Origin of the sequence: Dorea sp. AM10-31, assembly GCF_003435815.1 — a bacterium.
Taxonomy (GTDB): Bacteria; Bacillota; Clostridia; order Lachnospirales; family Lachnospiraceae; genus Dorea_D; species Dorea_D hominis.
The window spans coordinates 225,349-251,073 of record NZ_QTUV01000002.1 but is presented as its reverse complement, the minus strand read 5'-3'; the positions used below and the strand labels follow the sequence as shown (position 1 = coordinate 251,073).

Here is a 25,725-nt window from a genome sequence, read left to right as displayed (position 1 = left end):
CATAGAATTGAGAGGTGTATCGAAGGCTGTCGCGGGAGCGGCAGCCTTCTTTATATATAAAGCTTTCGGCAGATATAAAGCCGTCGGCAGGAAGCGCACTCGCGCGAAGAGGCAGAACAGTATTTCTAATATTTTTCTTAAGATTCCGGGAATGAGCGGAAAGAGAATTGAATTTGAGAGAAATATCAAGTATAATGTGCTTGTTCTTAAGATAGGAGATAAAATAAAAAGGGGTAGATATAGAATGAAAAAAAGGAACATGTATGCAGCAGTTTTACTTACAGCAATTCTCAGTGTTACATCTCTGGGAAGTGCAGGTCATGTACAGGCGGCAGGAGATACATCCAGTGTCAGACTTCGGACAGTTAGTGCAGAAAAAGGAAATGCGCTGACAACAGACGTGTTGACAAAGGATACCGGGAAGAGCCAGAAGAAACTTGCAATCCAGACAGGCGCCGCAAAGCAAAAAGCAGCACTTACTGGCAAGAATGTCAGAGCCAAAGCAACAACAAAGAAGAATATGAGTTATATTCCGGTAGTCAAAGGTGTAACAGGTTCAGAAGAAGGCAAGCAGGGCAATGTTGCACTTGGTAATTCTGTCGGAACTACAGATGGCACGATGGGAAAGAGATACCTCTATTCACAGAAAGTTGAATTTCAGGGCAAGGGTTCTTTTTCATTTTCTGTTAAATGTACAGAAGCAAAGACGGCGGGACGTAATGTTGTCTACGGAGTATTCAAGCAGGCATCCCTGGAAGATCCGATTGATAAGTCAAGCGTTGATGTTGTAACGAAAAAAGGCGATCACAAGACAGTCGTTGTAAAGATCCCGAAAGCAGGAACCTATTATATCGGCATCTATACAATGGTCAATGCAAAAGATAAGAGCGAATCCTGGAAGTTTACGACAGGAGCGATCTACTGGAATGGCAATAATCGTACGATTACCAGTGATAAGAAGATTGCAGTCGGTCACAAAACAACGCAGACGAATTATTTTAAAATGAAAACCACAGAAAGCGGTTATATCACAGTGATCACAAGTGATCCGAAGAATAAGATCGTTCTTTATGACAGTAAGAAGAATCGTCTTACAGAGAGTACAATTGCAAAATATGGTGTCACATATGGTGTACCAAAGGGAAGAACTTACTATATTAAAGTATGGTCTCCGGCGAGTGAAGATGGCGGTTATACGCTGGTGGCAAAAAATCGTAAGATTTCCGAAAAAAGCGGAAGCAGTAAATCTAATGCTGTGGAGATTAAGAAAAATACCACAATCAAAGGAACAATGGAAACAGGAGTGAAGAGAGCGGACTGGTATAAGATCCGCCTTACATCCAAACGGAGTGTGGAACTTTCCTGGAAAGCAAGAACGAATGAAAAGATGAAACTTGCTATTTATCAGGGAAGCAGAAAGATTGATACAAAGACGTTGACTTATGCAGATGCTTCCTACAAACTTAAGTCCGTTGGAAAATGGCCAAAAGATACATATTATCTGAAAGTATATACAGATACAGAAAAATCTTCCGGTTGGTATATTTTAAGATGGAAATAATCAGATATTTATATTATAATGAATAAAAAGAGGGACAGTTTTTCTCAATACCATTTTAAATAGAATGATATTACGATGATTGCCCCTGATTTTATATCACAATAAAGGAAAAGGAGAAAGAGGTTATGATGAAGAGAAAAGGCAAAGTATTGTCACTTGTATTAGCGGCTATCCTTACTGTTTCTTCAGGAAGTGTAGTACAGGCGGCAGATACATCGACAAAAGTACAGAATACACAGGCAGTGAAGGCAGAGGCGCAGAGTCTGGAAGCACAGAGCAGTATTGTAAAGGCAGTGAAGGCTGCAAAAGTGAGTCCGGTAAGCGCACAGAGCGCAACTGTGAAAGCAACGAAAACAACAGTTGTAGATGGAAGTATTCCGGTTATCATGATGAATACAGGAAACGAGAGTGTCAACAAAGTAGGTCAGATTATACTTGCGGCCCGGAATGGAACAGTAGGCAATCACTATCAGTACAGTCAGGCTGTAACATTCAAAACGAAAGGTACATTGGATTTCGCAATGAATTATTCGGCAAAATCAGACGGTGCAAAGCAGAAATCAGCTACTTACGGATTGTTTTATGATTCCGCTTTAACAAAGCCGGTAGATTCTTATCAGTTTTGTGATGAGCTGGGAGAGACAACTTCCCGCATGTTCAAAGTCCCGAAACCGGGAAAATATTATCTTGGAATCTATGTTTATGCAAACACTTATTCAGATGGAGTCTATGATGCTTGGGGATTTGTGGCTGCAGCAGGTTTCTATAACGGTGCAGACCGTACGATTTTGCATAATAAGCAGATTGCGATTGGACAAAAAGAGCCACAGACAAATTATTTTAAATTCAAAGCAACACAGACGGGATATGTCTCTGCATTTGCCAGCAAAGACAGCAAATATTCAGTAAAGGTTGCACTTTGTAACAGCAAGAAAAAAGCTTATTCCGATTATACAGCGGTTGGATACAATCCTTCTTATGGAGTAACAAAAGGAAAGACATATTATTTTAAAGTAGCGTCATCCTATAACAGCAATGGTGGATATTTCTTTAAAGTTAAGAATTACAAAGTTTCTGAAAAGAGTGGCAAGAGCAAGGGAAAAGCTGTAACAATAAAGAAAGGCAAGACTGTAAGCGGAACACTGCAGGCAGGAAGCTCACAGGCAGACTGGTACAAATTCAAACTGACCAGCAAGAAGAGTGTGAAGATTTTATGGAAAGCAAAGACCAATGATACAATGAAGATTACCGTATATCAGGGAGGAAGAACGATCGGAACTCGATCATTGATTTATTCAAATTCTTCTTATACTTTACAGTCATTAGGCAAATGGTCAAAAGGAACTTATTATATTAAAGTATACCGTGGTAATTCCAAATCTTCAGGATGGTATTCTCTGAAATGGAAATAAATTGTAATTGCGCATCGCATACAGAATGTAATAGTGCAGGCTGTAAATACAGAGATAACAAAACAGAATCATAGAGTAAGCGGACAGCTACCGTGAATATTGTGGCTGTTCGCTTATTTTTTATTGTTGCGTGATAGGAAATTTCATTCATTTCATATAAATAAAAATCCTTCGGCAGTATGCACATATTTTTTTTATGTAGACGGAAAAATGGATCAAACGTGTTGTTGCTGAGATGGGTGAAAGAATGCGATCATCGTTGATTCTTCAGCAAATATTAAAAAGGCAGCCCAAGGTGTTGCAAGTTCAACCGTAAATTTACAGCAGCTGTTGTATTGCAGCATCCGTTTGGAGGATTTAATATGTCCGGAACAGATGCGAAGACAGGAACAGCAGATTATCTGATAAACTTCCAGAACCTTAAATCTGTAACAGTAGACTTGACAGATTAAGTGTTTTAGAGCAGCTTTTGAAAAAATGTGGACAAACATAAGAAAAATATCTCAAATACCAGTTGACAAAACAATTTTCCATGATATAATAATTTAGGTATGAATAGGGGTGATAGTATTATGTTATTAGACCTATCCAATGTTTTGTCTGAACAGCACAAATCTGTGGATAAGAATGTTTCGATTTCGATGGATGAATTCAGACTCAGAGGAAAGACTTATCCGGTTCTTTCAAAAGATGAGTTGCATATTCAGGTTGAATATGCAGGTGATCAGAAGCTGAGAGTATCCGGTCTGACAAATCTGACGATTGGAATTCCGTGTGATCGATGTCTTGAAGAGGTCCCGGTTGATTTCAAACTGGATTTTACAAGAGAAGTTGAGACAAAAGAAGCAGAAGTCGCTTCGGATGAAGCGGATCAATTAGACGAAAATAATTATATTGACGGATATCATCTTGACGTAGAAAAATTACTCTATAATGAGATATTGGTAGGATGGCCGATGAAAGTTCTGTGTAGCGAAGACTGTAAAGGAATTTGCAGCGTATGTGGTCAAAACCTAAATGAGGGTACCTGCAGCTGTGAAGATACAGGCCTCGATCCGAGAATGTCAGTTATCCGCGATGTTTTTAAGAATTTTAAGGAGGTGTAACCTATGTCAATTTGTCCAAAGAATAAATCTTCAAAAGCAAGAAGAGACAAAAGAAGAGCGAACTGGAAAATGAGCGCACCAAACCTGGTAAAATGCAGCAAATGCGGCGAATTAATGATGCCTCACAGAGTATGCAAAGCTTGTGGTTCGTACAACAAAAAAGAAATCATTGCTCAGGACTAATTTTGAGAATGAAGTTAAAATCAAGAGCGGCGTTTGTCGCTCTTGATTTTTTTTGACACAATCTTTTTATATCATTATAAAATGATTGATTTTTACAATGATGTCTAGTAGAATTATTCTAGTAGTTCTGGGAGGAATTAAGATGACAGATAGAACAATAGTAGCCCTGGATGCTATGGGCGGGGACAATGCCCCAAAAGAAATGATCAAGGGAGCTGTGCAGGCACTTGAGAAAACAGATGCCGTGCAGGTACTCCTTGTAGGTAAAGAAGATGTGATCCGTGCAGAACTTGCACAGTATACGTATGATAAAGCACGTATCGAGGTTGTAAATGCAACGGAAGTGATCGAGACAGCAGAACCGCCGGTGAATGCGATCCGTCGTAAGAAGGATTCTTCTATTGTGGTCGGTATGAAGCTCGTGAAGGAAGGACAGGCAGATGCCTTTGTTTCTGCCGGAAGTTCCGGGGCTGTACTAGTTGGAGGTCAGGTAATCGTTGGCAGGATCAAAGGCGTGGAGAGGCCTCCTCTTGCACCGCTGATCCCGACGGAGAAAGGCGTCAGCCTTCTGGTTGACTGTGGAGCCAATGTAGATGCAAGACCGTCTCATCTTGTACAGTTTGCGAAGATGGGTTCCATTTATATGGAGCATGTTGTCGGCATTAAGAATCCGAAAGTCGGCATCGTGAATATCGGAGCAGAAGAAGAGAAAGGCAATGCGCTTGTAAAAGAAACTTTCCCATTATTAAAAGGAGAGAAGAATATCAATTTTATTGGAAGTGTGGAGGCAAGAGAGATTCCGCATGGACAGGCTGATGTCATTGTCTGTGAAGCATTTGCCGGTAATATTATTCTTAAATTATTCGAAGGTGTCGGAAGTGTGCTTATTTCCGAGATCAAGAAAGGCATGATGGGAAGCTTAAGAAGCAAGATCGGTGCGCTTCTTGTAAAACCGGCACTGAAGAAGGCGTTGAAGAGTTTTGACTCGTCCGAGTACGGAGGAGCGCCACTTCTGGGACTCAACGGTCTCGTTGTCAAGACACACGGCAGCTCTACTGCGAAGGAAATCTGCAATACGATTATACAGTGTGTTACATTTAAAGAACAGAAGATTAATGAGAAGATCAAAGAAAGTATTCAGCCGGAGTAATTTCCGTTGGATAGATAGAAGAGCAGAAAGGATGAACAGATATGGAATTTGAAAAATTGAAAGCAATTATCGCAGATGTATTAAATCTTGATGAGAATGATATTCACATGGATTCTACATTTGTAGATGATCTCGGAGCAGATTCACTGGATATTTTCCAGATTATTATGGGAATCGAAGAAACTTTTGATATCGAGATCGATAATGAAGATGCGGAGAAGATTGTTACAGTCGGAGATGCTGTAGAACAGATAAAAAACGCAACAAATGACTAGGCATGAACAAGACGAGAAAGCCCAAGCGGGCTTTTTCGTTTTATGAGGTAGATAATTTATGGATAATATGTTAAAAGAGTTACAGGATCGGATCGGTTATCATTTTCAGGATGATAAACTTCTGAAAAAAGCGATGGTACACAGTTCTTATGCAAATGAGAAGCATCTTCCAAAATACGAGTGCAATGAACGTCTGGAATTTTTAGGAGATGCGGTGCTGGAGCTTATTTCCAGTGAATTTTTATTTTCCCTGCACAAGACGATGCCGGAAGGGCAGCTTACAAAGACGCGCGCAAGTATGGTGTGCGAACCTGCGCTTGCTTTCTGTGCAAGAGATATTGAGCTGGGTAAATATCTGCTGCTCGGAAAAGGTGAGGATGCAACCGGCGGAAGAAAGAGAGAATCTGTCACATCAGATGCGATGGAGGCACTGATCGGTGCAATTTATTTGGACGGTGGTTTTGCTAATGCAAAAGAGTTTATTGAGAGATTTATTTTAAAAGATCTGGAAAATAAGAAGCTCTTTTATGATAGCAAGACTATCCTGCAGGAGATTGTACAGTCAAACTTTAAGGAACCTGTGTCCTATGAGCTGCTTGGAGAAAAAGGACCGGATCATAATAAAGTGTTTGAAGTGGCTGTCCGGATCGGTGACGACAGATATGGAGTCGGCTCCGGGCGCACAAAGAAAGCAGCGGAGCAGGAGGCTGCTTACCAGAGTATACTGGCACTTCGGAAAAAGAACTTTGAGTAGGTGAGGTATGTATTTAAAAAGTATTGAAGTGCATGGATTTAAATCCTTTGCGCACAAATTAAAGTTTGACTTTCATAACGGAATTACCGGAATTGTCGGACCGAACGGAAGCGGTAAGAGTAATGTTGCAGATGCCGTCCGGTGGGTACTTGGTGAACAACGAATCAAGCAACTGCGTGGAGGCACGATGCAGGATGTTATTTTCTCCGGGACAGAGAACCGTAAGCCTTTAAGTTATGCATCGGTTGCGATTACGTTGGATAATTCTGATCATCAGCTTCCGATTGATTATGAGGAAGTGACGGTAACAAGAAAGTTATACCGTTCCGGCGAAAGTGAATATCTGATCAACGGCAGTACATGCAGGCTGAAAGATGTCAATGAACTCTTTTATGATACCGGAATAGGTAAAGAAGGGTATTCGATCATCGGACAGGGCCAGATTGATAAGATCTTAAGCGGAAAGCCGGAGGAACGAAGAGAGCTTTTTGATGAAGCGGCAGGTATCGTTAAGTTTAAGAGACGGAAGAATACTTCTGTTAAGAAGTTGGAAGAAGAGCGTCAGAACCTTCTGCGAGTCAATGATATTCTTGCTGAGTTGGAGAAACAGATCGGTCCACTGGAACGACAATCGGAAAAGGCAAGAGAATATTTGAAGAAGAAAGAAGCGCTCAAGACATACGATATTAATATGTTTCTTCTGGAGACAGAGAGACTTAAGAATCTTTCCAGTCAGGTGGAAGACAAGCTTAAGCTTACTAAAGAAGAGCTGGAGCAAGCTTCTGCAGATTATGATGGAATGAAGCAGGAATATGAAGCTGTAGAAGAGCAGATGGAGACGATTGATGAATCCATTGAACACTCCAAGAATCAGTTGAATGAGACTTCCATGCTTAAGCAGCAGCTGGAGAACCAGATTGCACTTTTAAAAGAACAGATCCACAGTGCACGTATGAACGATGAGCATTATGCCCAGCGTGCACAGAGCATTGAGATGGAACTGAGTGAACGTGAAAGCCAGCTTACTGAACTTAAGAAAGAACAGACGGTAATTCTTGCGGAACATAAGGAAAGCCGGGACAAGGAAGATAAGGCGAAACTGACACTTGTTGAAGTACAGAGTAAGATTGCAGAACTGACAGATGCGATTGACCGCGGTAACAGCAATATAATGGATGTGCTGAATAACCGTGCATCTACGAAAGCAAAGATCCAGAAATATGACACGATGCGGGAGCAGATCCAGGTGCGTCGTTCCGAGCTTACAAAACGGATTTTAGAGGAACAGACATCCGGAAACAAACAGCAGAAAGAGAAAGAAAAATATGCTGCGGAATTAGAAGATATTTCCGCACAGATCATTGAACTTAATGAGAAGCAGAATACATATGAAGAACAGATTAAAAGTATTCAGGCAGAGATGAACCGGCTGTCGGAACAGTTCCGTATCAGCCAGACTTCTTATCACCGGGAGCAGTCCAGACTGGAGTCTCTGAAAAATATTACAGAGCGTTATGATGGATATGGAAACAGCATTCGGCGTGTCATGGACAACAAGAATCAGGAACCGGGACTTCTCGGTGTTGTTGCAGATCTCATCAAAGTAGAAAAGCAGTATGAGATTGCGATTGAGACTGCACTTGGCGGAAGTATCCAGAATATTGTTACCCGTGATGAAGATACTGCTAAGCGGATGATTCAGTTTCTTAAGAAGAATAAGTTTGGACGTGCAACATTTCTTCCGCTTACAAGTATTCGTCCGGGAAATGGAATCGGCAGACCGGAAGCGCTGAAAGAGCCGGGAGTGATCGGACCTGCGAATGCACTTGTTACAGTCGATCCGAAATACAACGGTCTTGCATCGAATCTTCTGGGACGTACGCTTGTTGTTGACCACATTGATCATGGAATCCAGATTGCGGGAAAATACAAACAGTCAATCCGCATTGTTACGTTAGAAGGAGAACTGATCAATCCAGGTGGTTCTATGACTGGTGGTGCATTTAAGAATACGAGTAATCTGTTAAGCCGCAGGAGAGAGATCGAAGAATTGGAAAAAGCGGTACAGAAGTTAAAAGCACAGATGAATGATCTGGAGCAGTCTCTGAATGAAAAGAGAACGAAGCGTACCGGATATTATGAGAAGATAGAGCTGTTAAAAGAAGAATTGCAGAAGGCATATGTCGTTCAGAATACAGCGAAGATGAACCTTGATCAGGCGGAGGCGAAGATCCATACGTCAGAGAACATGATTTCAGATATTAACAGAGAATCAGAAGAGCTGGAACATGAGATGTCAAATATTTCTGATAATCAGGAATCTATACAGGTAGAGCTAGATACATCAGAGAAGATGGAGCAGGAGTTAAATGCCAGAATTGAAGCGGATCAGACTGTATTAGATCAGATCCGAGAGGAAGAAACTTTATGTCAGAAAGAGGTGGAGACTCTGCATCTTGCTAATGCAAGTCAGGAGCAGAAGATAACATTTATTACAGAAAATGTTACACGTATCCAGGAAGAAATTGATAAATTCACACAGGAAATGGAAGAACTTACAGCAAGCCAGGGCGGTAATTCCAAAGAAATCGAAGATAAGGAATTACAGATCCGTGAGCTGAAAGAGACGATTGCAAATTCTGGAGATTTATTTACAGAGATCCGGCAGGAGATTGAGAAATCAAGGAAAGAGCGTGAAGAACTGAACCAGAGACACAAAAGTTTCTTAGAGAAACGGGAAGAACTTTCGAGACATATGTCTAATCTGGATAAGGAAGTATTCCGTCTGGAAAGCCAGAAAGAAGGCTACGAGGAATCCACAGAAAAACAGATTAATTATATGTGGGATGAATATGAGATCACATATGGTCATGCACAGGAATTAAGGGATGCGAACCTTACAGATCTCTCCAGAATGAAAAAGCGTATCCAGGAGTTAAAAGGCGAAATCCGGCAGTTAGGTTCCGTAAACGTAAACGCAATCGAGGATTACAAGAATGTTTCCGAGCGCTATACGTTCTTAAAGAACCAGCACGATGACCTTGTGGAAGCGGAAGCGACATTGGAACAGATCATTGCGGAGCTGGATACAGCGATGCGTAAGCAGTTCAGGGAGCAGTTTGAACGGATCTGCAAGGAATTTGACACCGTATTCAAAGAACTGTTCGGTGGTGGTAAAGGAACGCTTGAGCTTATGGAAGATGAAGATATTCTGGAAGCAGGAATCCGCATTATCGCACAGCCACCGGGAAAGAAACTGCAAAATATGATGCAGTTATCCGGAGGGGAGAAAGCATTGACGGCGATTTCCCTGTTGTTTGCAATACAGAATCTCAAGCCTTCACCGTTCTGTCTCTTAGATGAGATCGAGGCGGCGCTGGACGATAATAATGTAGACCGTTTTGCAAAATATTTACACAAGCTGACAGAGAATACACAGTTTATTGTAATTACACATCGTAGAGGAACGATGATCGCTGCGGATAGATTATATGGAATCACAATGCAGGAAAAAGGTGTTTCAACCCTTGTTTCGGTAGATTTACTGGAAAATGAATTAAAATAATAGTATGATAAGAGGAGGCTGTTATGGCAGAGGAGAAAAAGGGCGGCTTTTTCAGCCGGCTCGTTTCAGGGCTTACGAAAACAAGAGATAATATTGTATCCGGAATGGACAGCATTTTTCACGGATTTATACATATTGATGATGATTTTTATGAAGAACTGGAAGAAGTTATGATCATGGGAGATCTTGGCGTTCAGGCAACCTACGATATTCTGGATGACCTGAAGGAAAAGGTAAAAGAGCGTCACATCAAGGAACCGGCAGACTGCAGAGAAATTCTTATTGAGAGTATCAAAGAACAGATGGATGTTGGTGAGACTGCTTATGAATTTGAAGACAAGACTTCTGTTGTAATGATGATCGGTGTCAATGGTGTCGGAAAGACAACGACAATCGGCAAGCTCGCAGGAAAACTGCGTGCCCAGAATAAGAAAGTCGTACTGGCTGCTGCGGACACATTTCGTGCTGCTGCCGGTGAACAGTTAAAAGAATGGGCAAACAGATCGCAGGCAGAGCTGATCGGCGGTCAGGAAGGTTCCGATCCGGCATCCGTTGTATTTGATGCAGTTGCAGCCGCAAAGGCAAGACATGCAGACGTACTTTTATGCGACACGGCAGGAAGACTGCACAACAAGAAGAACCTGATGGAAGAGCTCAGAAAGATGAATCGTATCATTGACCGGGAATTTCCGGAAGCATACAGAGAGACGCTGGTCGTGCTGGATGCGACAACGGGACAGAATGCATTGCAGCAGGCAAAGGATTTTAATGATGTTGCGGATATTACCGGAATCGTACTGACGAAGATGGATGGAACAGCCAAGGGTGGTATTGCAGTTGCAATCCAGGCAGAACTTGGTATACCGGTGAAGTACATCGGTGTCGGAGAAACAATAGATGATTTGCAGAAATTTGATGCGGATGCATTTGTAAATGCGTTATTTGCGAAGGAAGACGAGAATTAGGAGGGCAACAAAGATGGAAAGTTTAACACTGGAAAGTTTTGAACAGGCGAGTGAGATCGTGAAAAAAGTCACACTGCCTACCAAGCTGGTTTACAGCGAGTATTTAAGCAAAGAGACAGGTGGTAAGATTTATCTGAAACCGGAAAATATGCAGTATACAGGCGCTTACAAAGTACGTGGATCTTATTATAAGATCAGCAGAATGTCAGAAGAAGAGAGAGAACGTGGACTCATCACTGCTTCTGCCGGAAACCATGCACAGGGTGTTGCCTATGCAGCACAGCAGTTTGGCTGTAAAGCAACAATCGTTATGCCGACAGTTACACCACTTATCAAAGTCAACCGTACAAAGAGCTATGGAGCGGAAGTTATCCTTCATGGTGATGTTTATGACGATGCATGTGCGTATGCGCTGAAGCTTGCCGAAGAGAAAGGATACACATTTGTACATCCGTTTGATGATCTGGAAGTTGCAACCGGACAGGGAAGTATCGCAATGGAGATTGTACAGGAACTTCCTACAGTTGATTATATTCTTGCTCCGATCGGTGGTGGCGGACTGATTACAGGTGTATCAACACTTGCGAAGATGCTGAACCCAAAGATCAAAGTCATCGGTGTAGAGCCGAAAGCAGCAGCAAGTATGACTGCAGCATTTAATGCGGGTGAGCCGGTTACACTGGACAGCGCAGATACGATTGCTGATGGTACAGCTGTAAAACGTGTCGGAGAAAATATTTTCCCATATGCGAAAGAGAATATCGATGAGATTCTGCTCGTAGAGGACGATGAGTTGATCGGCGCTTTCCTTGATATGGTAGAGAACCATAAGATGGTTGTCGAAAATTCCGGACTTCTGACAGTTGCAGCGCTGAAACAGATGAACTTAAAAGGTAAGAAAGCAGTTGCAATCTTAAGCGGTGGTAATATGGACGTTATTACGATGTCATCTATCGTACAGCATGGTCTGATCCAGAGAGACCGTATCTTCTCTGTATCTGTACTCCTTCCGGATAAAGCCGGTGAGCTAGTGCGTGTTGCGAAGACGATTGCGGATGCCAAAGGTAACGTTATCAAACTGGAACACAACCAGTTTGTAAGCACGAACCGTAATGCGGCTGTGGAGCTTCGTATCACAATGGAAGCATTTGGAACAGAGCATAAGAATGAGATTCTCCAGGCACTGGAAGATGAAGGACTTCGCCCGAGAGAGATCAGTGCAAAACTGTACTAATGAAAAGAAATGCTGAAAGTATGATATAGCAAAACATGACTTTCTGCCAGGTCATCTGGTGGAAGTAATAATTGAATACAGAGATGCTACAGACATAAAAGCAGTATGGGTATAATAGGAGAGAACCTAAGATATTCATATTGCTTTTCTATTTTCCTCATAAAAATTGTAAGTTTTTCTTGACATACAATGTATGATTGTATACAATCATACATAAAGATTGAAAAAGAATAGTATTTGTTACGGAAAGAGAGATGACAGCAATGGAAGATAGAAAAGTATACCTTGATAAACACAGCAATCTGTTGCAGCTGGAAGAGCATATGTATCCGCTCGTAGATGTCGATAAACCGAATGTATTCCGGAATCTGTTCCACTATGATGAGATCCCGAAGATTGCATTCAATGACCGTATTGTACCGCACAGTATGCCGGATGAAATCTGGATCACAGATACAACCTTCCGCGATGGACAGCAGTCCAGAACTCCGTACACGACAGATCAGATCGTAACGCTTTATGATTATTTTCACAGATTGGGCGGACCGAATGGAAAGATCAGACAGTGTGAATTTTTCCTCTACAGTAAAAAAGACAGAGATGCCGTTTATAAATGTATGGAGCGAGGATATAAGTTTCCGGAGATCACAAGTTGGATCCGTGCAAGCAAGAAAGACTTTGAACTTGTGAAAGAGATCGGTATGAAAGAGACCGGTATTCTTGTAAGCTGTTCTGATTATCATATTTTTTATAAACTGAAAATGACAAGAAGAGAGGCAATGAACCATTATCTTTCTGTCGTTCGTGAATGTCTGGAGACAGGAATTTCACCTAGATGTCATCTGGAAGATATTACACGATCTGATATTTACGGATTCGTGATTCCGTTCTGTCTGGAACTTATGCATCTGATGGAAGAATATAAGATTCCGGTGAAGATCCGAGTCTGTGATACGATGGGATATGGTATCAACTATCCGGGTGCCGTGATCCCAAGATCCATTCCGGGTATTATCTATGGCCTTCGTGTACATGCCGGAGTTCCGAGCGAACTGATCGAGTTCCATGGACATAACGATTTCTACAAAGCAGTCAGCAATTCTACAACCGCATGGCTGTACGGTGCAAGCAGTGTAAACTGTTCGCTGTTTGGAATCGGTGAACGTACCGGTAATACACCGTTGGAAGCTATGGTATTTGAATATGCACAGCTTCGAGGAACACTGGATGGCATGGACACAAGAGTGATCACAGAGATTGCAGAGTATTACGAGAAAGAGATCGGCTACAGAGTCCCGTCGAGGACACCGTTTGTCGGAAAGAATTTCAATGTTACCCGTGCAGGAATCCATGCGGATGGTCTGCTGAAAAATGAAGAGATTTATAATATTTTCGATACAGATAAATTCCTGAATCGCCCGCCGCTTGTTGCAATTTCAAATACATCCGGTCTTGCGGGAATCGCACACTGGATCAATACTTACTTCGGACTGAAAGAAGAGAAGCAGGTTGACAAGAACAGCAAGCTTGTTGACAAAGTAAAAGAGTGGGTAGATAAGGAATATGAAAGCGGTCGTGTCACCGTCCTGACAGATGAAGAACTGTTAGGTGTTATTGATGAGGCGTGCAAAGAGCTTGGCATCCGTCTCAGATAACAACGAACAAATTGAGAGAGGTATAAAAATGATGGAATATCAGGATCAGTCTCTGAGAGGAAGAGTTTTTCAGAGACTGCGTGAAGATATATTAAATGGTAAATACAAAGAAAATGATGAGCTTAGGGAGATTTCCATCGGGGATGAACTGGGAGTCAGCCGTACACCGGTAAGGGAAGCTCTCCGTCAGCTTGAACTGGAAGGACTGGTACGGATCGTACCGAATAAAGGCGCTTATGTGACCGGAATTACAAGAAAAGATGTAGCAGACATCTTTAAGATCCGCTCGATGTTAGAAGGTCTGTGCGCCAGATGGGCAACTGAGCATATTACGGATGAACAGATTGAAGAGCTGGAAGAGATGCTTCTTCTGTCAGAATTTCGTCTGAAAAAGGAGCAGAGTTCTATCGCAGAACAAGTATCCGAACTTGACGGAAGATTTCACAGAGTTCTTTACGAAGCATCGGACAGCCGTATATTAGAACATGTCCTGACAGATTTTCATAAGTATGTGAAGCTGGCAAGAAAGACTTCTGTTGGCGAAGAACACCGGGCCGAAAAATCCATTCAGGAACATCGGGCGATTCTGGAAGCAATCAAACAGAAAGACGCAGACAAGGCAGAAGAACTTGCGAATCAGCATATCAAAAATGTAATGCAGAACCTGCATCTGGAAGAATAATAATCAGATAGAATATAGAAAATAACGTAGAAAGGGAGAAGAACATGGCTAAGATTAAAATGACAGTACCAATTGTGGAAATGGACGGAGACGAGATGACAAGAATCCTTTGGAAGATGATTAAGGAAAATCTTTTGGAACCTTTCATAGAGTTAAATACTGAATATTATGATCTCGGACTGGAACACAGAAACGAGACAGATGATCAGGTGACGATTGATTCGGCAAATGCGACGAAAAAATACAAAGTCGCTGTAAAATGTGCAACAATTACACCGAATGCCGCCCGCGTAAAAGAATATAACTTAAAAGAAATGTGGAAGAGCCCGAATGGAACAATCCGTGCTATCTTAGATGGAACGGTATTCCGTGCACCGATCGTTGTAAAGGGCATTGAACCTTGTGTAAAAAACTGGAAGAAGCCGATCACCATCGCAAGACATGCATATGGAGATGTGTATAAAGGTTCTGAGATGAAGATTCCGGGAGCAGGAAAGGTAGAGCTTGTTTATACTGCAGAAGATGGCAGTGAGACAAGAGAACTCGTACATAATTTTGACAGTGCCGGAGTTGTACAAGGAATGCATAATATCAATCATTCGATTGAGAGCTTTGCAAGAAGCTGTTTCAATTATGCACTGGATACAAAACAGGATCTCTGGTTTGCTACGAAAGATACAATTTCCAAAAAATATGACCATACATTCAAAGATATTTTCCAGGATATCTACGATGCAGATTATAAAGACAAATTTGAAGAAGCAGGAATCACTTATTTCTACACACTGATCGACGATGCGGTTGCCCGTGTTATGAAATCCGAGGGTGGTTATATCTGGGCATGCAAGAATTATGACGGAGATGTTATGAGTGACATGGTATCATCTGCATTTGGTTCACTTGCAATGATGACATCTGTGCTTGTGTCTCCGGAAGGATATTATGAGTACGAGGCAGCACACGGAACCGTACAGCGCCACTATTACAAACATCTGAAAGGTGAAGAGACATCCACAAACTCTGTGGCAACAATTTTTGCATGGACAGGAGCACTACGTAAACGTGGTGAGATGGATGGAAACAAAGAGCTGATGGCATTTGCAGACAAGCTGGAAAAAGCAACGATTGATACAATTGAAAGCGGCAAAATGACAAAAGACCTGGCACTTATTACAACACTTGAGAATCCGACTGTGCTGAACAGCGAAGACTTTATTAAAGCAATTGCAGAAAAATTAAAAGAGGACTAAACTTTACATAGATTTTACGGAAAATAGATATACTTCAAACAGAACTATGGTATTTTGTAAAAGGCAAAAAAGTAAAAGGAGTACTGTTATGAAGAATATATATTGTAATCGGGAATTATCGTGGTTAAAGTTTAATGAACGTGTATTAGAAGAGGCAGAGAGTAAAGACGTTCCATTATGTGAACGTCTTACCTTTGCCTCTATTTTTCAGACAAATCTGGATGAATTTTTTATGGTCAGAGTCGGATCGCTGCAGGATCAGATGTTACTGCACAAAGAAATCCGTGACAACAAAACAAAGAAGACAGCCAAAGAACAGATCGAGGCAATTCTGGAAGAAGTAAAGCGGCTTGGCAAAAGACACGGGAAAGCTTTCGAAAATCTTTTGCAGGAACTGGAAGCGTATGGCGTACGTTTTGTAGATTTCCGGCATATCGACGAGGGAGTCAGTCAGAGACTGGAACGATATTTTAAGACAGAGATTGCACCTCTCATTTCGCCTACGATCATCAGCAAGAGACAGCCGTTCCCATTTCTTAGGAACAAAGATATATATATTGTTGCAGTACTGGAAACGAAGAGTAAAAAAGAGCGTCTCGGTATCATTCCGTGCTCAAACAATGTGTTTAAACGTCTGATCGAACTGCCGGATCATCCGGGCACTTTTATGTTGTCAGAAGAATTTATCCTGCATTATGTGCCGGAAGTATTTAAAGGATACCGTATCAAGGCAAAATCTGTGATCCGTATTACAAGAAATGCGGATATCGATGCGGATGCATTGTATGATGAAGATCTGGATTATCGTGATTTTATGGCAGATCTTATCAAAAAGCGTAAAAAACTGACTCCGGTTCGCATAGAATTTTCAAGAGAAATGAATAAAAATGTTGTTGCAACATTGTGTAAATATCTGGAAATGGACAAGACGCATGTGTTTTTGTCGGATGCACCGCTGGATCTCTCATTTGTATTTGAAATCCAGGACCGTCTGAGAAAAAATCCGGAACTGTTTTATGAGAAAAAGGTGCCGCAGAAATCACCGATGTTTCAGGATGGTGAGAGTATTCTTGCGCAGATACGCAGGGAAGATAAGTTACTTTCCTATCCATATGAGTCTATCCGCCCATTTCTTCATATGTTAAATGAGGCGGCAGAAGATCCGGATGTTATTTCAATAAAAATGACTCTGTACCGCCTTGCAAAGCAGAGCAAAGTCGTGGAAGCACTGGTAGAGGCGGCAGAGAATGGAAAAGAGGTTATTGTTCTTGTAGAGCTGCGTGCAAGATTTGATGAAGAAAATAATATTGAATGGTCCAGAAGACTGGAAGATGCCGGATGTCAGGTAATCTATGGGCTGGATGGATATAAAGTGCATTCCAAGCTGTGTTTGATTACAAGAAAAAATGATAATCATGTGGAATATTTTACACAGATCGGAACGGGAAATTATAATGAAAAAACATCCAGACTGTATACAGATTTATCCCTGATGACATCAGATCCTGCAATTGGTCTGGAAGCATCCAATGTATTCCAGGCGCTTCTGAAAGGTGAAGTTGTTGAACAGTCAGAGAAACTTCTTGTCGCACCAAAATGCCTGCAGAACCGTGTGCTGGAAATGATTGATGAGGAAATTGAACACGCCAGACATGAAGAACCGGCATATGTCGGTGTGAAATTAAATTCGCTGACAGATAAGAAAATCATTGATAAACTGGCGGAAGCGTCAAAAGCAGGTGTAAAAATTGATCTTGTAATACGTGGAATCTGTTGTCTGCTGCCGGGAATTCCGGAAAAGACAGAAAATATCCGTGTGATCAGTATCGTAGGACGTTTTCTGGAACATTCCCGTATTTATATTTTCGGAACAGAAGAGCGCAGTAAAGTTTATATCGCATCGGCGGATTTTATGACAAGAAATACGGTACGCCGCGTGGAGGTAGCTGCGCCGGTGGAGGATGTAAGATTGAAGGAATGTCTGCTTAAAGATTTCCGGATTATGTTAAATGACAATGTCCAGGCGCGGAAAATGAACCCGGATGGAAATTATACAAGAATAAGGAATGACAAAGAGCCACTTTCTGCCCAGGAATATTTTTATGAGGAGGCTTATAAAAAAGCCGGAAAAAAAGAGCAGCCACAGGTGAAAACGGAAACGGCAGAATCATAATGAGATGGACAATCGAATAAAGATGAAGTGATGATTCGGTATGATTATATAATTGGAATTGCACCGTTAAGTAAAAAAGGCTTTAACTTCTCGCAGTCAAAGCCTTTTTGTATTATTTATCTTATGCGATAAGAACAGTAGTTTTGACTAAGATAATTTAGTCTTCAGCAAGAATTTCCCAGTTTTTATAAAGAGTTTCCAACTCTTCCGCAATCTGTACTTTCTCTTTGGCGAGTTCCTGGCATTTGACAGAGTTTGTGAAAATCTCTTCTTGTACCATAAGTTCATCAATTTCCCGGTCGCGGTCTTCGAGTACGCTGATGCGTTCTTCCGTCTTTTTTAATTCATTCTGGCGTTTGCGTTCCTTAGCCTGCAGTTCTTTTTGTTCCTGCCAGCTTAATTTGGAAGCGGAGACTTCACCGGAATCGGTGGAAGAATCAGAAGTCATATCGATATTTTCTGTATATGCAGCTGTGAGTTCTTCCTTTTTCTCCAGGTAATAATCGTAATTTCCAATGTAATTGACAAACGTATGATGCGTAAGATCCAGGATTCTTGTGGCAGTCTGATTGATGAAATAACGGTCATGCGAAACATAGAGCAGTGTTCCGGTATAATTATTCAGCGCTTTTTCCAGAATTTCTTTTGAGGTAATGTCTAAATGGTTGGTCGGCTCATCGAGGATCAGGAAGTTTGCTTCAGAGAGCATAAGCTTTGCAAGAGAAACACGTCCTCTTTCACCACCGCTTAAATCGGAAATCCGTTTAAAGACATCGTCTCCGGTAAATAAGAATGCTGCAAGCATGTTCCGGATCTGCGTATTTGTAAGAGTCGGGTAATCATCCGAAATCTCTTCAAAGATTGTCTTTTCCATATGGAGCACATGGTGTTCCTGATCGTAGTAGCCAATCTGGACATTCGTACCAAGGGTGAAAGTTCCGTTGTCTGCAGGGAGAACCTGATTTAAAATCTTAAGCAGAGTCGTCTTGCCGGTTCCATTATCGCCGATGATCGCAACGTGTTCGCCACGCTTGATCTCAAAACTGATATCTGAAAATAACGTCTGTGGTGGAAAGGCTTTACTTAAATGTTCTACCGTCAGTACATCATTACCGCTGATGGTTGCAGGTTCAAGCTTTAACTGAAAGTCTTTGTTTGTTTCTATCGGTTTTTCTACCGGCTTGATCTTCTCAAGCATTTTCTCACGGCTTTCCGCCCGTTTGATTGATTTCTCGCGGTTGAAAGAGCGGAGCTTTTCAATAACAGCTTCCTGATGCTTGATCTCTTGCTGTTGGTTGAGATATTCTTTGATACGCGCTTCGCGGATCTGCTGTTTTTTCTGAGAGTAATCAGTATAATTACCAGAATAAGTCATCAGTTCACCGTTTTCTATTTCGATGACTTTCGTAACAATCCGGTTCAGAAAATAACGGTCGTGTGAGACGATCAGTACTGCACCCGGATAATTTAATATGTAAGTTTCCAGCCACGTGATTGAATTCAAATCCAGGTGGTTGGTCGGCTCGTCCAGAAGCAGGATATCCGGTTTAGTAAGCAGAAGTTTGCCGAGAGAAACACGGGTTTTCTGTCCTCCGGAGAGCGTATTCACCGGCTTGGTAAATTCTTCTTCCTGAAAACCTAGTCCCTTTAAGACGCCAGTCAGTTCGCTTTCATAAGCATATCCATTTTCGCGTTCAAATGCTGCGGTCAGCCGGTTGTAGGAGTCCATGTGGTTTTCCAGAGAGTCTCCACTTAAGTCCTTCATCTCCAGTTCCAACTGACGGATCTTCTGTTCCATGGCAATGATATCTGCTTTTGCCGTGCGCACTTCTTCGTAGATCGAACGATCTGTATTCATGTCCTGATGCTGGGCGAGATATCCCATAGTCTTTCCTTTGGTCAGGATGACGGAACCACCATCTGACGGCAGTTCTCCGGCAATTATCTTGAAAATAGTAGATTTGCCGGCTCCGTTCGGGCCTACAAGGGCAGCTTTCTCATGATCTTCTATATGAAAAGAACCATCTTTCACAATGATTTCTTCACCAAATGCTTTGTTAATTCCATGACAGGCGAGTATCATAAAAAATTCCTCCTTATCTGTTCACATACGTTCTTATTATAGCGAAAACGTAATAAAAAAACTACTAAAAAATTGACTTTATTCATACAATTTTATATAATAACAGTTAGAATACATATGGGAAGGTGAAAAAATTGGATAATCGAGGAATATCACAGGCAGTCATCCGACGTTTGCCGCGATATTATAGATATTTAGGTGAACTCCTTGAAAATGGGGTAGAACGTATTTCTTCTAACGATCTGAGCAAAAGGATGAAGGTTACTGCGTCTCAGATTCGTCAGGATCTTAACAATTTCGGAGGATTCGGACAGCAGGGATACGGCTATAATGTCAAATATCTATATACAGAGATCGGCAAAATCCTGGGACTGGAAGAAGATCATAAGATCATAATCATTGGTGCAGGTAATTTGGGACAGGCACTTGCAAATTATGCAGCGTTTGAAAAACGTGGATTTATCCTGACCGGAATTTTTGATGTAAATCCGCGTCTGGAGGGAGTTGCGATTCGTGGAGTGCCGATCCGCATGATGGACGAGTTGAAGTCCTTTGTCCAGAAGAATGATGTAGAGATTGCTGTACTTACAATTCCAAAAGAGAAGGCAATCGAAGTTGCGAATATGCTTGTGGAGAACGGCGTGCGCGCGATTTGGAACTTTGCACATACGGACCTCAATATGCCGGATAACATCATTGTTGAGAATGTGCATTTGTCAGAGAGTCTGATGCAGTTATCTTATAACATCAGTCGTTATAATGAAGACCAGCGCAAAAAAGGAAAGAACTAGTAAAAGCAGACGTATAGAAACAGGCATGTGTATACAGGCTTGTTTTTATACGTCCTTTTTATATGATACCAGAGCAGAAAAGCCTGCATTCATGTGAGCTTGTCAGTAAGCGGATGTAAGATTTTGTGACTCCGCAGGTGTCATAAGTACGATTATATTAGGGAGATGAGCATATGAGGTTTTTACCGGATGGAGACAGTATGAAGGCGGCAGATAAGGATACGATAGAGAATCTCGGTATCCCATCACTGGAACTGATGGAACGTGCGGCGAGGAGTTGTATTGATTCCATGAAAAAGGAAAAGCTGGATTTTACAGATGTTCTGATTGTCTGTGGATCGGGAAATAATGGCGGAGATGGTTTTGCTATTGCGAGACTTTTAAAAGAAGAAGGATGTGCGGTTACTGTTTTTATGGCGGGGAATCCGGCACATTTAAGTGCGGAATGCCGGTATCAGTGGAAGCTTTTTGAAAGCATTGGAGGATCGATCCGCGACCACTACCCGGATGGCACATACAGCCTGATCATTGATGCTATATTCGGTGTTGGTCTGAGTCGGGAAGTAACCGGGCATTACCGGGAAGTTATTGAGTGGATGAATGAAACGTCCGGAACAAAAGTTGCAGTGGATATTCCATCGGGAATCAATGCCGGAAATGGTTGTGTGCTTGGTATTGCATTCCGCGCAGATTATACAGTGACGTTTCAGGTTGAGAAGATCGGACTTATCTTTTATCCTGGAAAAGAATATGCAGGTAAAGTCACAGTGACAGATATCGGAATATCACTCCGGACGATGGAGAAGAACAAGAACATTGCATATCTGCCGGACAGAGAGGAATATATCAGAATGCTGCCGGACAGACCGGAAGATTCCAATAAGGGTACTTATGGAAGGCTGCTTGTGATCGCCGGAAGTAAAGGGATGAGCGGAGCTGCATTTCTTAATGCAATGGCAGCTTATCGGATGGGAGCCGGACTGGTGCAGATTTATACGGAGGAATCGAATCGGATCATTTTACAGGCACTCCTGCCGGAAGCAATCATCACAACCTATACAGAATTTGACAAGGAAGAAGTGAAACGGCTTTTAAGCCACGCAGATGCGGTATGCATTGGTTCCGGACTTAGCAGATCCAAGACTGCAAAGAAGATTTTAAAAACCGTATTGTCCAATGTGGAAGTAGCATGTGTGATCGATGCAGATGGACTGAATCTGCTTGCGGAGCATTTGAAATATACAGAATATCTTACAGAAGGAAGTTTTATCCTGACTCCGCATATGAAAGAGATGTCCAGACTGACCGGACTTTCTGTTCCTGAAATCAGAGCTAACAGACAGCAGGTGCTGGAATCGCTGACAGAAGAATGGAACGTTACCTGTGTCCTGAAAGATTCAAGAACGTTGATCGGAGAAGCCGGAAAACGGACCTGTGTCAATACAAGTGGCTGTCAGGCGCTGGCAAAAGGCGGTTCCGGAGATGTGCTTTGCGGTGTGATCGCCGGACTTCTGGCACAAGGAATCAGTACATTCGAGGCGGCAACTCTCGGAACTTATATACATGGATTAAGTGGTGAAACAGCTGCGAGAAAGAAAAACAGTTACAGTATTCTGGCAAGGGATCTGCTTGAGATCCTTGCAACAACGGACATTACAAATAGTAATTTATAAGGAGGAAGAACAATGAAAAATTATACAAGAGTGTGTGCAAGAATCAATCTGGATGCAATTGAATCAAACGTAGAGAATATGAAGAATAATTTACAGGAAAATGTTCCGATGATCGTTGTTATTAAGACAGATGCGTATGGACACGGTGCTGCTCAGGTAGCACATCTTCTGGAGCCAAAATCTTATGTATGGGGATTTGCAGTTGCTACATTAGATGAAGCAGTATTACTTCGTAAAGCAGATGTGACAAAACCGATCTTGATTCTTGGATGCGTCTTCCAGGATCAGAGAGAAGATCTTATCAATAACGAGATTCGAATGACAGTATATACAGAAGAGATGGCAAAAGAACTGTCTGATCTTGCCGTGAAACTTGGCAAAAAAGCTTATGTACATATCAAACTGGATACCGGTATGGGAAGAATCGGATTCAAAATCAATGACGAAAGCGCTGATACGATTGAAAGAATCAGCAAACTTCCGGGACTTGTACTGGAAGGAATGTTTACACATTTCTCCAAAGCTGATGAGACAGATAAGACATATACAAACAGTCAGTTTGAGAAATATATGCGGATGAAACATGCACTGGATGAAAAGAAAGTATATTTTACTTATTATCACTGCTGCAACAGTGCAGGAATCATTGACTGCAAAGAAGATAATCTGAGCCTTGTTCGTGCAGGTATTTCCACTTATGGTATGTATCCGTCTGAGGAAGTTCATAAGGAAAATGTTGCGTTGATGCCGGCATTGGAACTGATCAGTCACGTTGCATATGTAAAATGGGAAGATCCGGATGAGTTGATAAGTTATGGCGGAACTTATAGGACAACAAAAAGGACAAAGATTGTTACGGTTCCGGTCGGCTACGGAGACGGTTATCCGAGAAGTCTGTCCAACAAAGGTTATGTCCTGATCCACGGAAAGAAAGCACCGATCATCGGACGTGTCTGCATGGATCAGTTTATGGTGGATGCGACAGAGATTGATGACGTGAAATTTGGTGATAAGATCACACTTGTCGGACATGACGGAGACGAATTCCTGCCGGTAGAGACATTAAGTGAGCTGTCAGGAAGATTTAACTATGAATTTGTATGTGACCTCGGAAAGCGGATTCCGAGAGAATATATCCGTGACGGAAAAGTTGTAGAGCAGGCTGATTGTTTCGCATAATATAAAACAAAAGCATACATCCGAAAAATATGGGAATACTGAAAGTATCTTAATTTGAGCGGAGTGTGAAGAAGACGTGCAGGTAAGACGCGGTGATATATATTATGCGGATCTAAGTCCGGTTGTTGGATCAGAACAGGGAGGAATCCGGCCGGTTTTAATTATTCAGAATGACACAGGTAACAGGCACAGTCCGACTGTGATCTGTGCAGCGATCACGTCCAGGATGAATAAGGCAAAACTTCCTACGCATGTGGAGATTGATGCAAGGCAGTACCAGCTAGTGAAAAATTCAGTAATCCTTCTGGAACAGATTCGCACGATCGATAAGCAGCGGTTAAAAGATCTGGTATGCCACTTGGATAAAAATATTATGACAAAAGTTGATGAAGCACTGAAAATCAGTCTCAGTCTTCATACATAGAAAAGGAGTACAAGATAATTTACTATGGAAAAGAAAAGTTTATTTCAACGGATCAGGCAGAGTCTCAAACTCGATGACGAGATGGACGAAGCACAGATACGAAAGGCGGCAGGTCTGATCCGTAATATCTTCCGTTATATGGACAAAGATGCAAAGGATATTATGACACACCGGAAAAATATCGTTGCGATTGATGCGACAGAAACACTGGAAAATGCATTTCAGTTCATGCTGGGAGAGAGCTATTCCCGCTTCCCGATTTACGAGGAGGATATAGACCAGATCATCGGTTTTATCCATCTGCGGGAGGCGGCGACCTGTTATCTGGATGAATCGCTCAGAAAACGTCCGGTAAAAGAATTGGATACATATATAAGGTCGGTTTCCTTCATACCAGAGACGAAAAGTATTGATAAATTATTTAAAGAAATGCAGACAAAGAAAAATCACATTGTTATCGTTCTGGATGAATATGGACAGACTTCCGGTCTTGTTGCGATGGAAGATATTCTGGAAGAGATTGTTGGAAATATTCTGGACGAATACGACGAAGAAGAAGAGATGATCCATGCGCAGTTGGACGGAAGCTACCTTGTGGATGGGCTGACGGAACTGGAAGATCTGGAAGATATTCTGCAGATTTCTTTTGAGGAAGAGGAATGTGACACGTTAAATGGATTCCTGATCCGGCAACTTGAACGTATTCCCGGAGAGGATGAAAACTGCTCAGTTCTCTACAATTCCTACCGATTTACAATCTTATCCGTAGATAATAATACAATACAGAGAGTTAAGATTGAAAAAGTACTTGAATAGTGCTAGAATAAAACGATGTGAAATAATTAAGAATAGATACAAGGAGAGATAAGATTTATGTCTGGACATTCAAAATTTGCCAATATCAAACATAAGAAAGAGAAAAATGATGCAGCAAAGGGAAAGATTTTTACAAAAATCGGTAAAGAGCTTGCCGTTGCAGTAAAAGAAGGAGGAAGTTCAGATCCTGCTAACAACAGCAGACTTCGTGATGTTATTGCTAAAGCAAAAGCTAATAATATGCCGAATGATACAATCGACAGAAATATCAAGAAAGCATCCGGAGATGCCAATGCAGCGAATTATGAGCATATTACATATGAAGGATATGGACCAAACGGAACAGCTATTATTGTAGAGACACTGACAGATAACAGAAACCGTACAGCTACGAATGTTAAGAATGCATTTACTAAAGGAAACGGTAATGTCGGAACTCCTGGATGTGTATCCTTCATGTTTGACCGCAAAGGTCAGATTATCATTGATAAAGAGGAATACGAAGGGGATGCAGATGAGCTGATGATGCAGGCGCTGGATGCGGGTGCAGATGATTTTATAGAAGAGGAAGACAGCTATGAAGTTGTTACAGATCCGGATACATTCAGTGAAGTACGTCAGTCTCTTGAAGATGCAGGAATCGCTATGGCTTCCGCAGAAGTAACTATGATCCCGCAGACATATGTAGAACTGACAGATGCAAAAGATATTGCAAGCATTCAGAAGACACTGGATATGCTGGATGATGACGATGATGTACAGGATGTATATCACAACTGGGATGAATAGGATAT

At 41.7% G+C, this 25,725-nt stretch carries 21 protein-coding genes; 20 read left to right on the top strand and 1 reads right to left on the bottom strand.

The genetic code is table 11. The features are described 5' to 3' along the window. Nucleotides 1-244: 244 nt before the first annotated feature. The 14 genes from DW125_RS04325 to ppk1 all read left to right on the top strand — a co-directional run bounded on the left by DW125_RS04325 (nucleotide 245) and on the right by ppk1 (nucleotide 17,965). Nucleotides 245-1,561 carry a hypothetical protein gene (locus DW125_RS04325; RefSeq protein WP_147323691.1) on the top strand — a complete coding sequence of 439 codons (1,317 nt, stop codon included), beginning with the start codon at nucleotides 245-247 and terminating at the stop codon, nucleotides 1,559-1,561. Between the two features lie 125 nt (nucleotides 1,562-1,686). After that, complete coding sequence (locus tag DW125_RS04320; RefSeq protein ID WP_117537223.1) at nucleotides 1,687-2,973, top strand: hypothetical protein; 1,287 nt, start codon at nucleotides 1,687-1,689, stop codon at nucleotides 2,971-2,973. Between the two features lie 572 nt (nucleotides 2,974-3,545). Then, nucleotides 3,546-4,079 carry a YceD family protein gene (locus DW125_RS04315; protein WP_021861110.1) on the top strand — a complete coding sequence of 178 codons (534 nt, stop codon included), beginning with the start codon at nucleotides 3,546-3,548 and terminating at the stop codon, nucleotides 4,077-4,079. 3 nt (nucleotides 4,080-4,082) lie between these two features. Continuing rightward, nucleotides 4,083-4,262: a 50S ribosomal protein L32 gene (gene rpmF / locus DW125_RS04310; RefSeq protein ID WP_005332600.1), complete on the top strand. Its 180-nt coding sequence runs from the start codon at nucleotides 4,083-4,085 to the stop codon at nucleotides 4,260-4,262. A gap of 142 nt (nucleotides 4,263-4,404) precedes the next feature. Beyond that, nucleotides 4,405-5,412: a phosphate acyltransferase PlsX gene (gene plsX, locus DW125_RS04305; protein WP_021861109.1), complete on the top strand. Its 1,008-nt coding sequence runs from the start codon at nucleotides 4,405-4,407 to the stop codon at nucleotides 5,410-5,412. A 41-nt stretch (nucleotides 5,413-5,453) separates the two neighbouring features. Further along, on the top strand, nucleotides 5,454-5,687 hold the full coding sequence (gene acpP / locus DW125_RS04300; RefSeq protein ID WP_021861108.1) for an acyl carrier protein: 234 nt from the start codon (nucleotides 5,454-5,456) through the stop codon (nucleotides 5,685-5,687). Nucleotides 5,688-5,745: 58 nt separating this feature from the next. Further along, complete coding sequence (rnc, locus tag DW125_RS04295) at nucleotides 5,746-6,441, top strand: ribonuclease III (protein ID WP_117537222.1); 696 nt, start codon at nucleotides 5,746-5,748, stop codon at nucleotides 6,439-6,441. A gap of 7 nt (nucleotides 6,442-6,448) precedes the next feature. Further along, nucleotides 6,449-10,006, top strand: coding sequence for a chromosome segregation protein SMC (gene smc, locus DW125_RS04290; protein ID WP_117537221.1), 3,558 nt, complete (start codon nucleotides 6,449-6,451; stop codon nucleotides 10,004-10,006). Between the two features lie 23 nt (nucleotides 10,007-10,029). Beyond that, a complete protein-coding gene (ftsY, locus tag DW125_RS04285) occupies nucleotides 10,030-10,971 on the top strand; it encodes a signal recognition particle-docking protein FtsY (RefSeq protein WP_117537220.1) in 942 nt (313 codons plus the stop codon). A gap of 13 nt (nucleotides 10,972-10,984) precedes the next feature. Continuing rightward, nucleotides 10,985-12,205, top strand: a complete 1,221-nt coding sequence (gene ilvA / locus DW125_RS04280) for a threonine ammonia-lyase (RefSeq protein WP_021861104.1) — start codon at nucleotides 10,985-10,987, stop codon at nucleotides 12,203-12,205. Between the two features lie 263 nt (nucleotides 12,206-12,468). After that, nucleotides 12,469-13,860: a 2-isopropylmalate synthase gene (locus DW125_RS04275; protein WP_117537219.1), complete on the top strand. Its 1,392-nt coding sequence runs from the start codon at nucleotides 12,469-12,471 to the stop codon at nucleotides 13,858-13,860. Between the two features lie 28 nt (nucleotides 13,861-13,888). Then, nucleotides 13,889-14,542 (top strand): GntR family transcriptional regulator, encoded by a 654-nt coding sequence (locus DW125_RS04270; RefSeq protein WP_117537218.1) that lies wholly within the window; start codon nucleotides 13,889-13,891, stop codon nucleotides 14,540-14,542. A 44-nt stretch (nucleotides 14,543-14,586) separates the two neighbouring features. Then, a complete protein-coding gene (locus DW125_RS04265; RefSeq protein WP_117537217.1) occupies nucleotides 14,587-15,792 on the top strand; it encodes an NADP-dependent isocitrate dehydrogenase in 1,206 nt (401 codons plus the stop codon). Between the two features lie 88 nt (nucleotides 15,793-15,880). After that, nucleotides 15,881-17,965, top strand: coding sequence for a polyphosphate kinase 1 (gene ppk1 / locus DW125_RS04260; RefSeq protein WP_021861100.1), 2,085 nt, complete (start codon nucleotides 15,881-15,883; stop codon nucleotides 17,963-17,965). A 157-nt stretch (nucleotides 17,966-18,122) separates the two neighbouring features. Here ppk1 and abc-f read toward each other — a convergent pair whose 3' ends face one another. Beyond that, nucleotides 18,123-20,048, bottom strand: coding sequence for a ribosomal protection-like ABC-F family protein (gene abc-f, locus DW125_RS04255; RefSeq protein WP_117537215.1), 1,926 nt, complete (start codon nucleotides 20,046-20,048; stop codon nucleotides 18,123-18,125). 134 nt (nucleotides 20,049-20,182) lie between these two features. Between abc-f and DW125_RS04250 the strand changes: the two genes are divergently transcribed. From DW125_RS04250 to DW125_RS04225, 6 genes are all read left to right on the top strand, one after another. Continuing rightward, a complete protein-coding gene (locus DW125_RS04250) occupies nucleotides 20,183-20,839 on the top strand; it encodes a redox-sensing transcriptional repressor Rex (RefSeq protein ID WP_021861098.1) in 657 nt (218 codons plus the stop codon). Nucleotides 20,840-21,012: 173 nt separating this feature from the next. Beyond that, nucleotides 21,013-22,512 (top strand): NAD(P)H-hydrate dehydratase, encoded by a 1,500-nt coding sequence (locus tag DW125_RS04245; RefSeq protein WP_117537214.1) that lies wholly within the window; start codon nucleotides 21,013-21,015, stop codon nucleotides 22,510-22,512. Nucleotides 22,513-22,524: 12 nt separating this feature from the next. Further along, entirely contained in the window at nucleotides 22,525-23,691 is a 1,167-nt protein-coding gene (gene alr / locus DW125_RS04240; RefSeq protein ID WP_117537213.1) for an alanine racemase, read from the top strand. A 76-nt stretch (nucleotides 23,692-23,767) separates the two neighbouring features. Beyond that, complete coding sequence (locus DW125_RS04235) at nucleotides 23,768-24,115, top strand: type II toxin-antitoxin system PemK/MazF family toxin (protein WP_021861095.1); 348 nt, start codon at nucleotides 23,768-23,770, stop codon at nucleotides 24,113-24,115. A 24-nt stretch (nucleotides 24,116-24,139) separates the two neighbouring features. Next, a complete protein-coding gene (locus DW125_RS04230; RefSeq protein WP_021861094.1) occupies nucleotides 24,140-24,931 on the top strand; it encodes a hemolysin family protein in 792 nt (263 codons plus the stop codon). A gap of 57 nt (nucleotides 24,932-24,988) precedes the next feature. Next, entirely contained in the window at nucleotides 24,989-25,720 is a 732-nt protein-coding gene (locus DW125_RS04225) for a YebC/PmpR family DNA-binding transcriptional regulator (protein WP_117537212.1), read from the top strand. Nucleotides 25,721-25,725 lie beyond the last annotated feature (5 nt).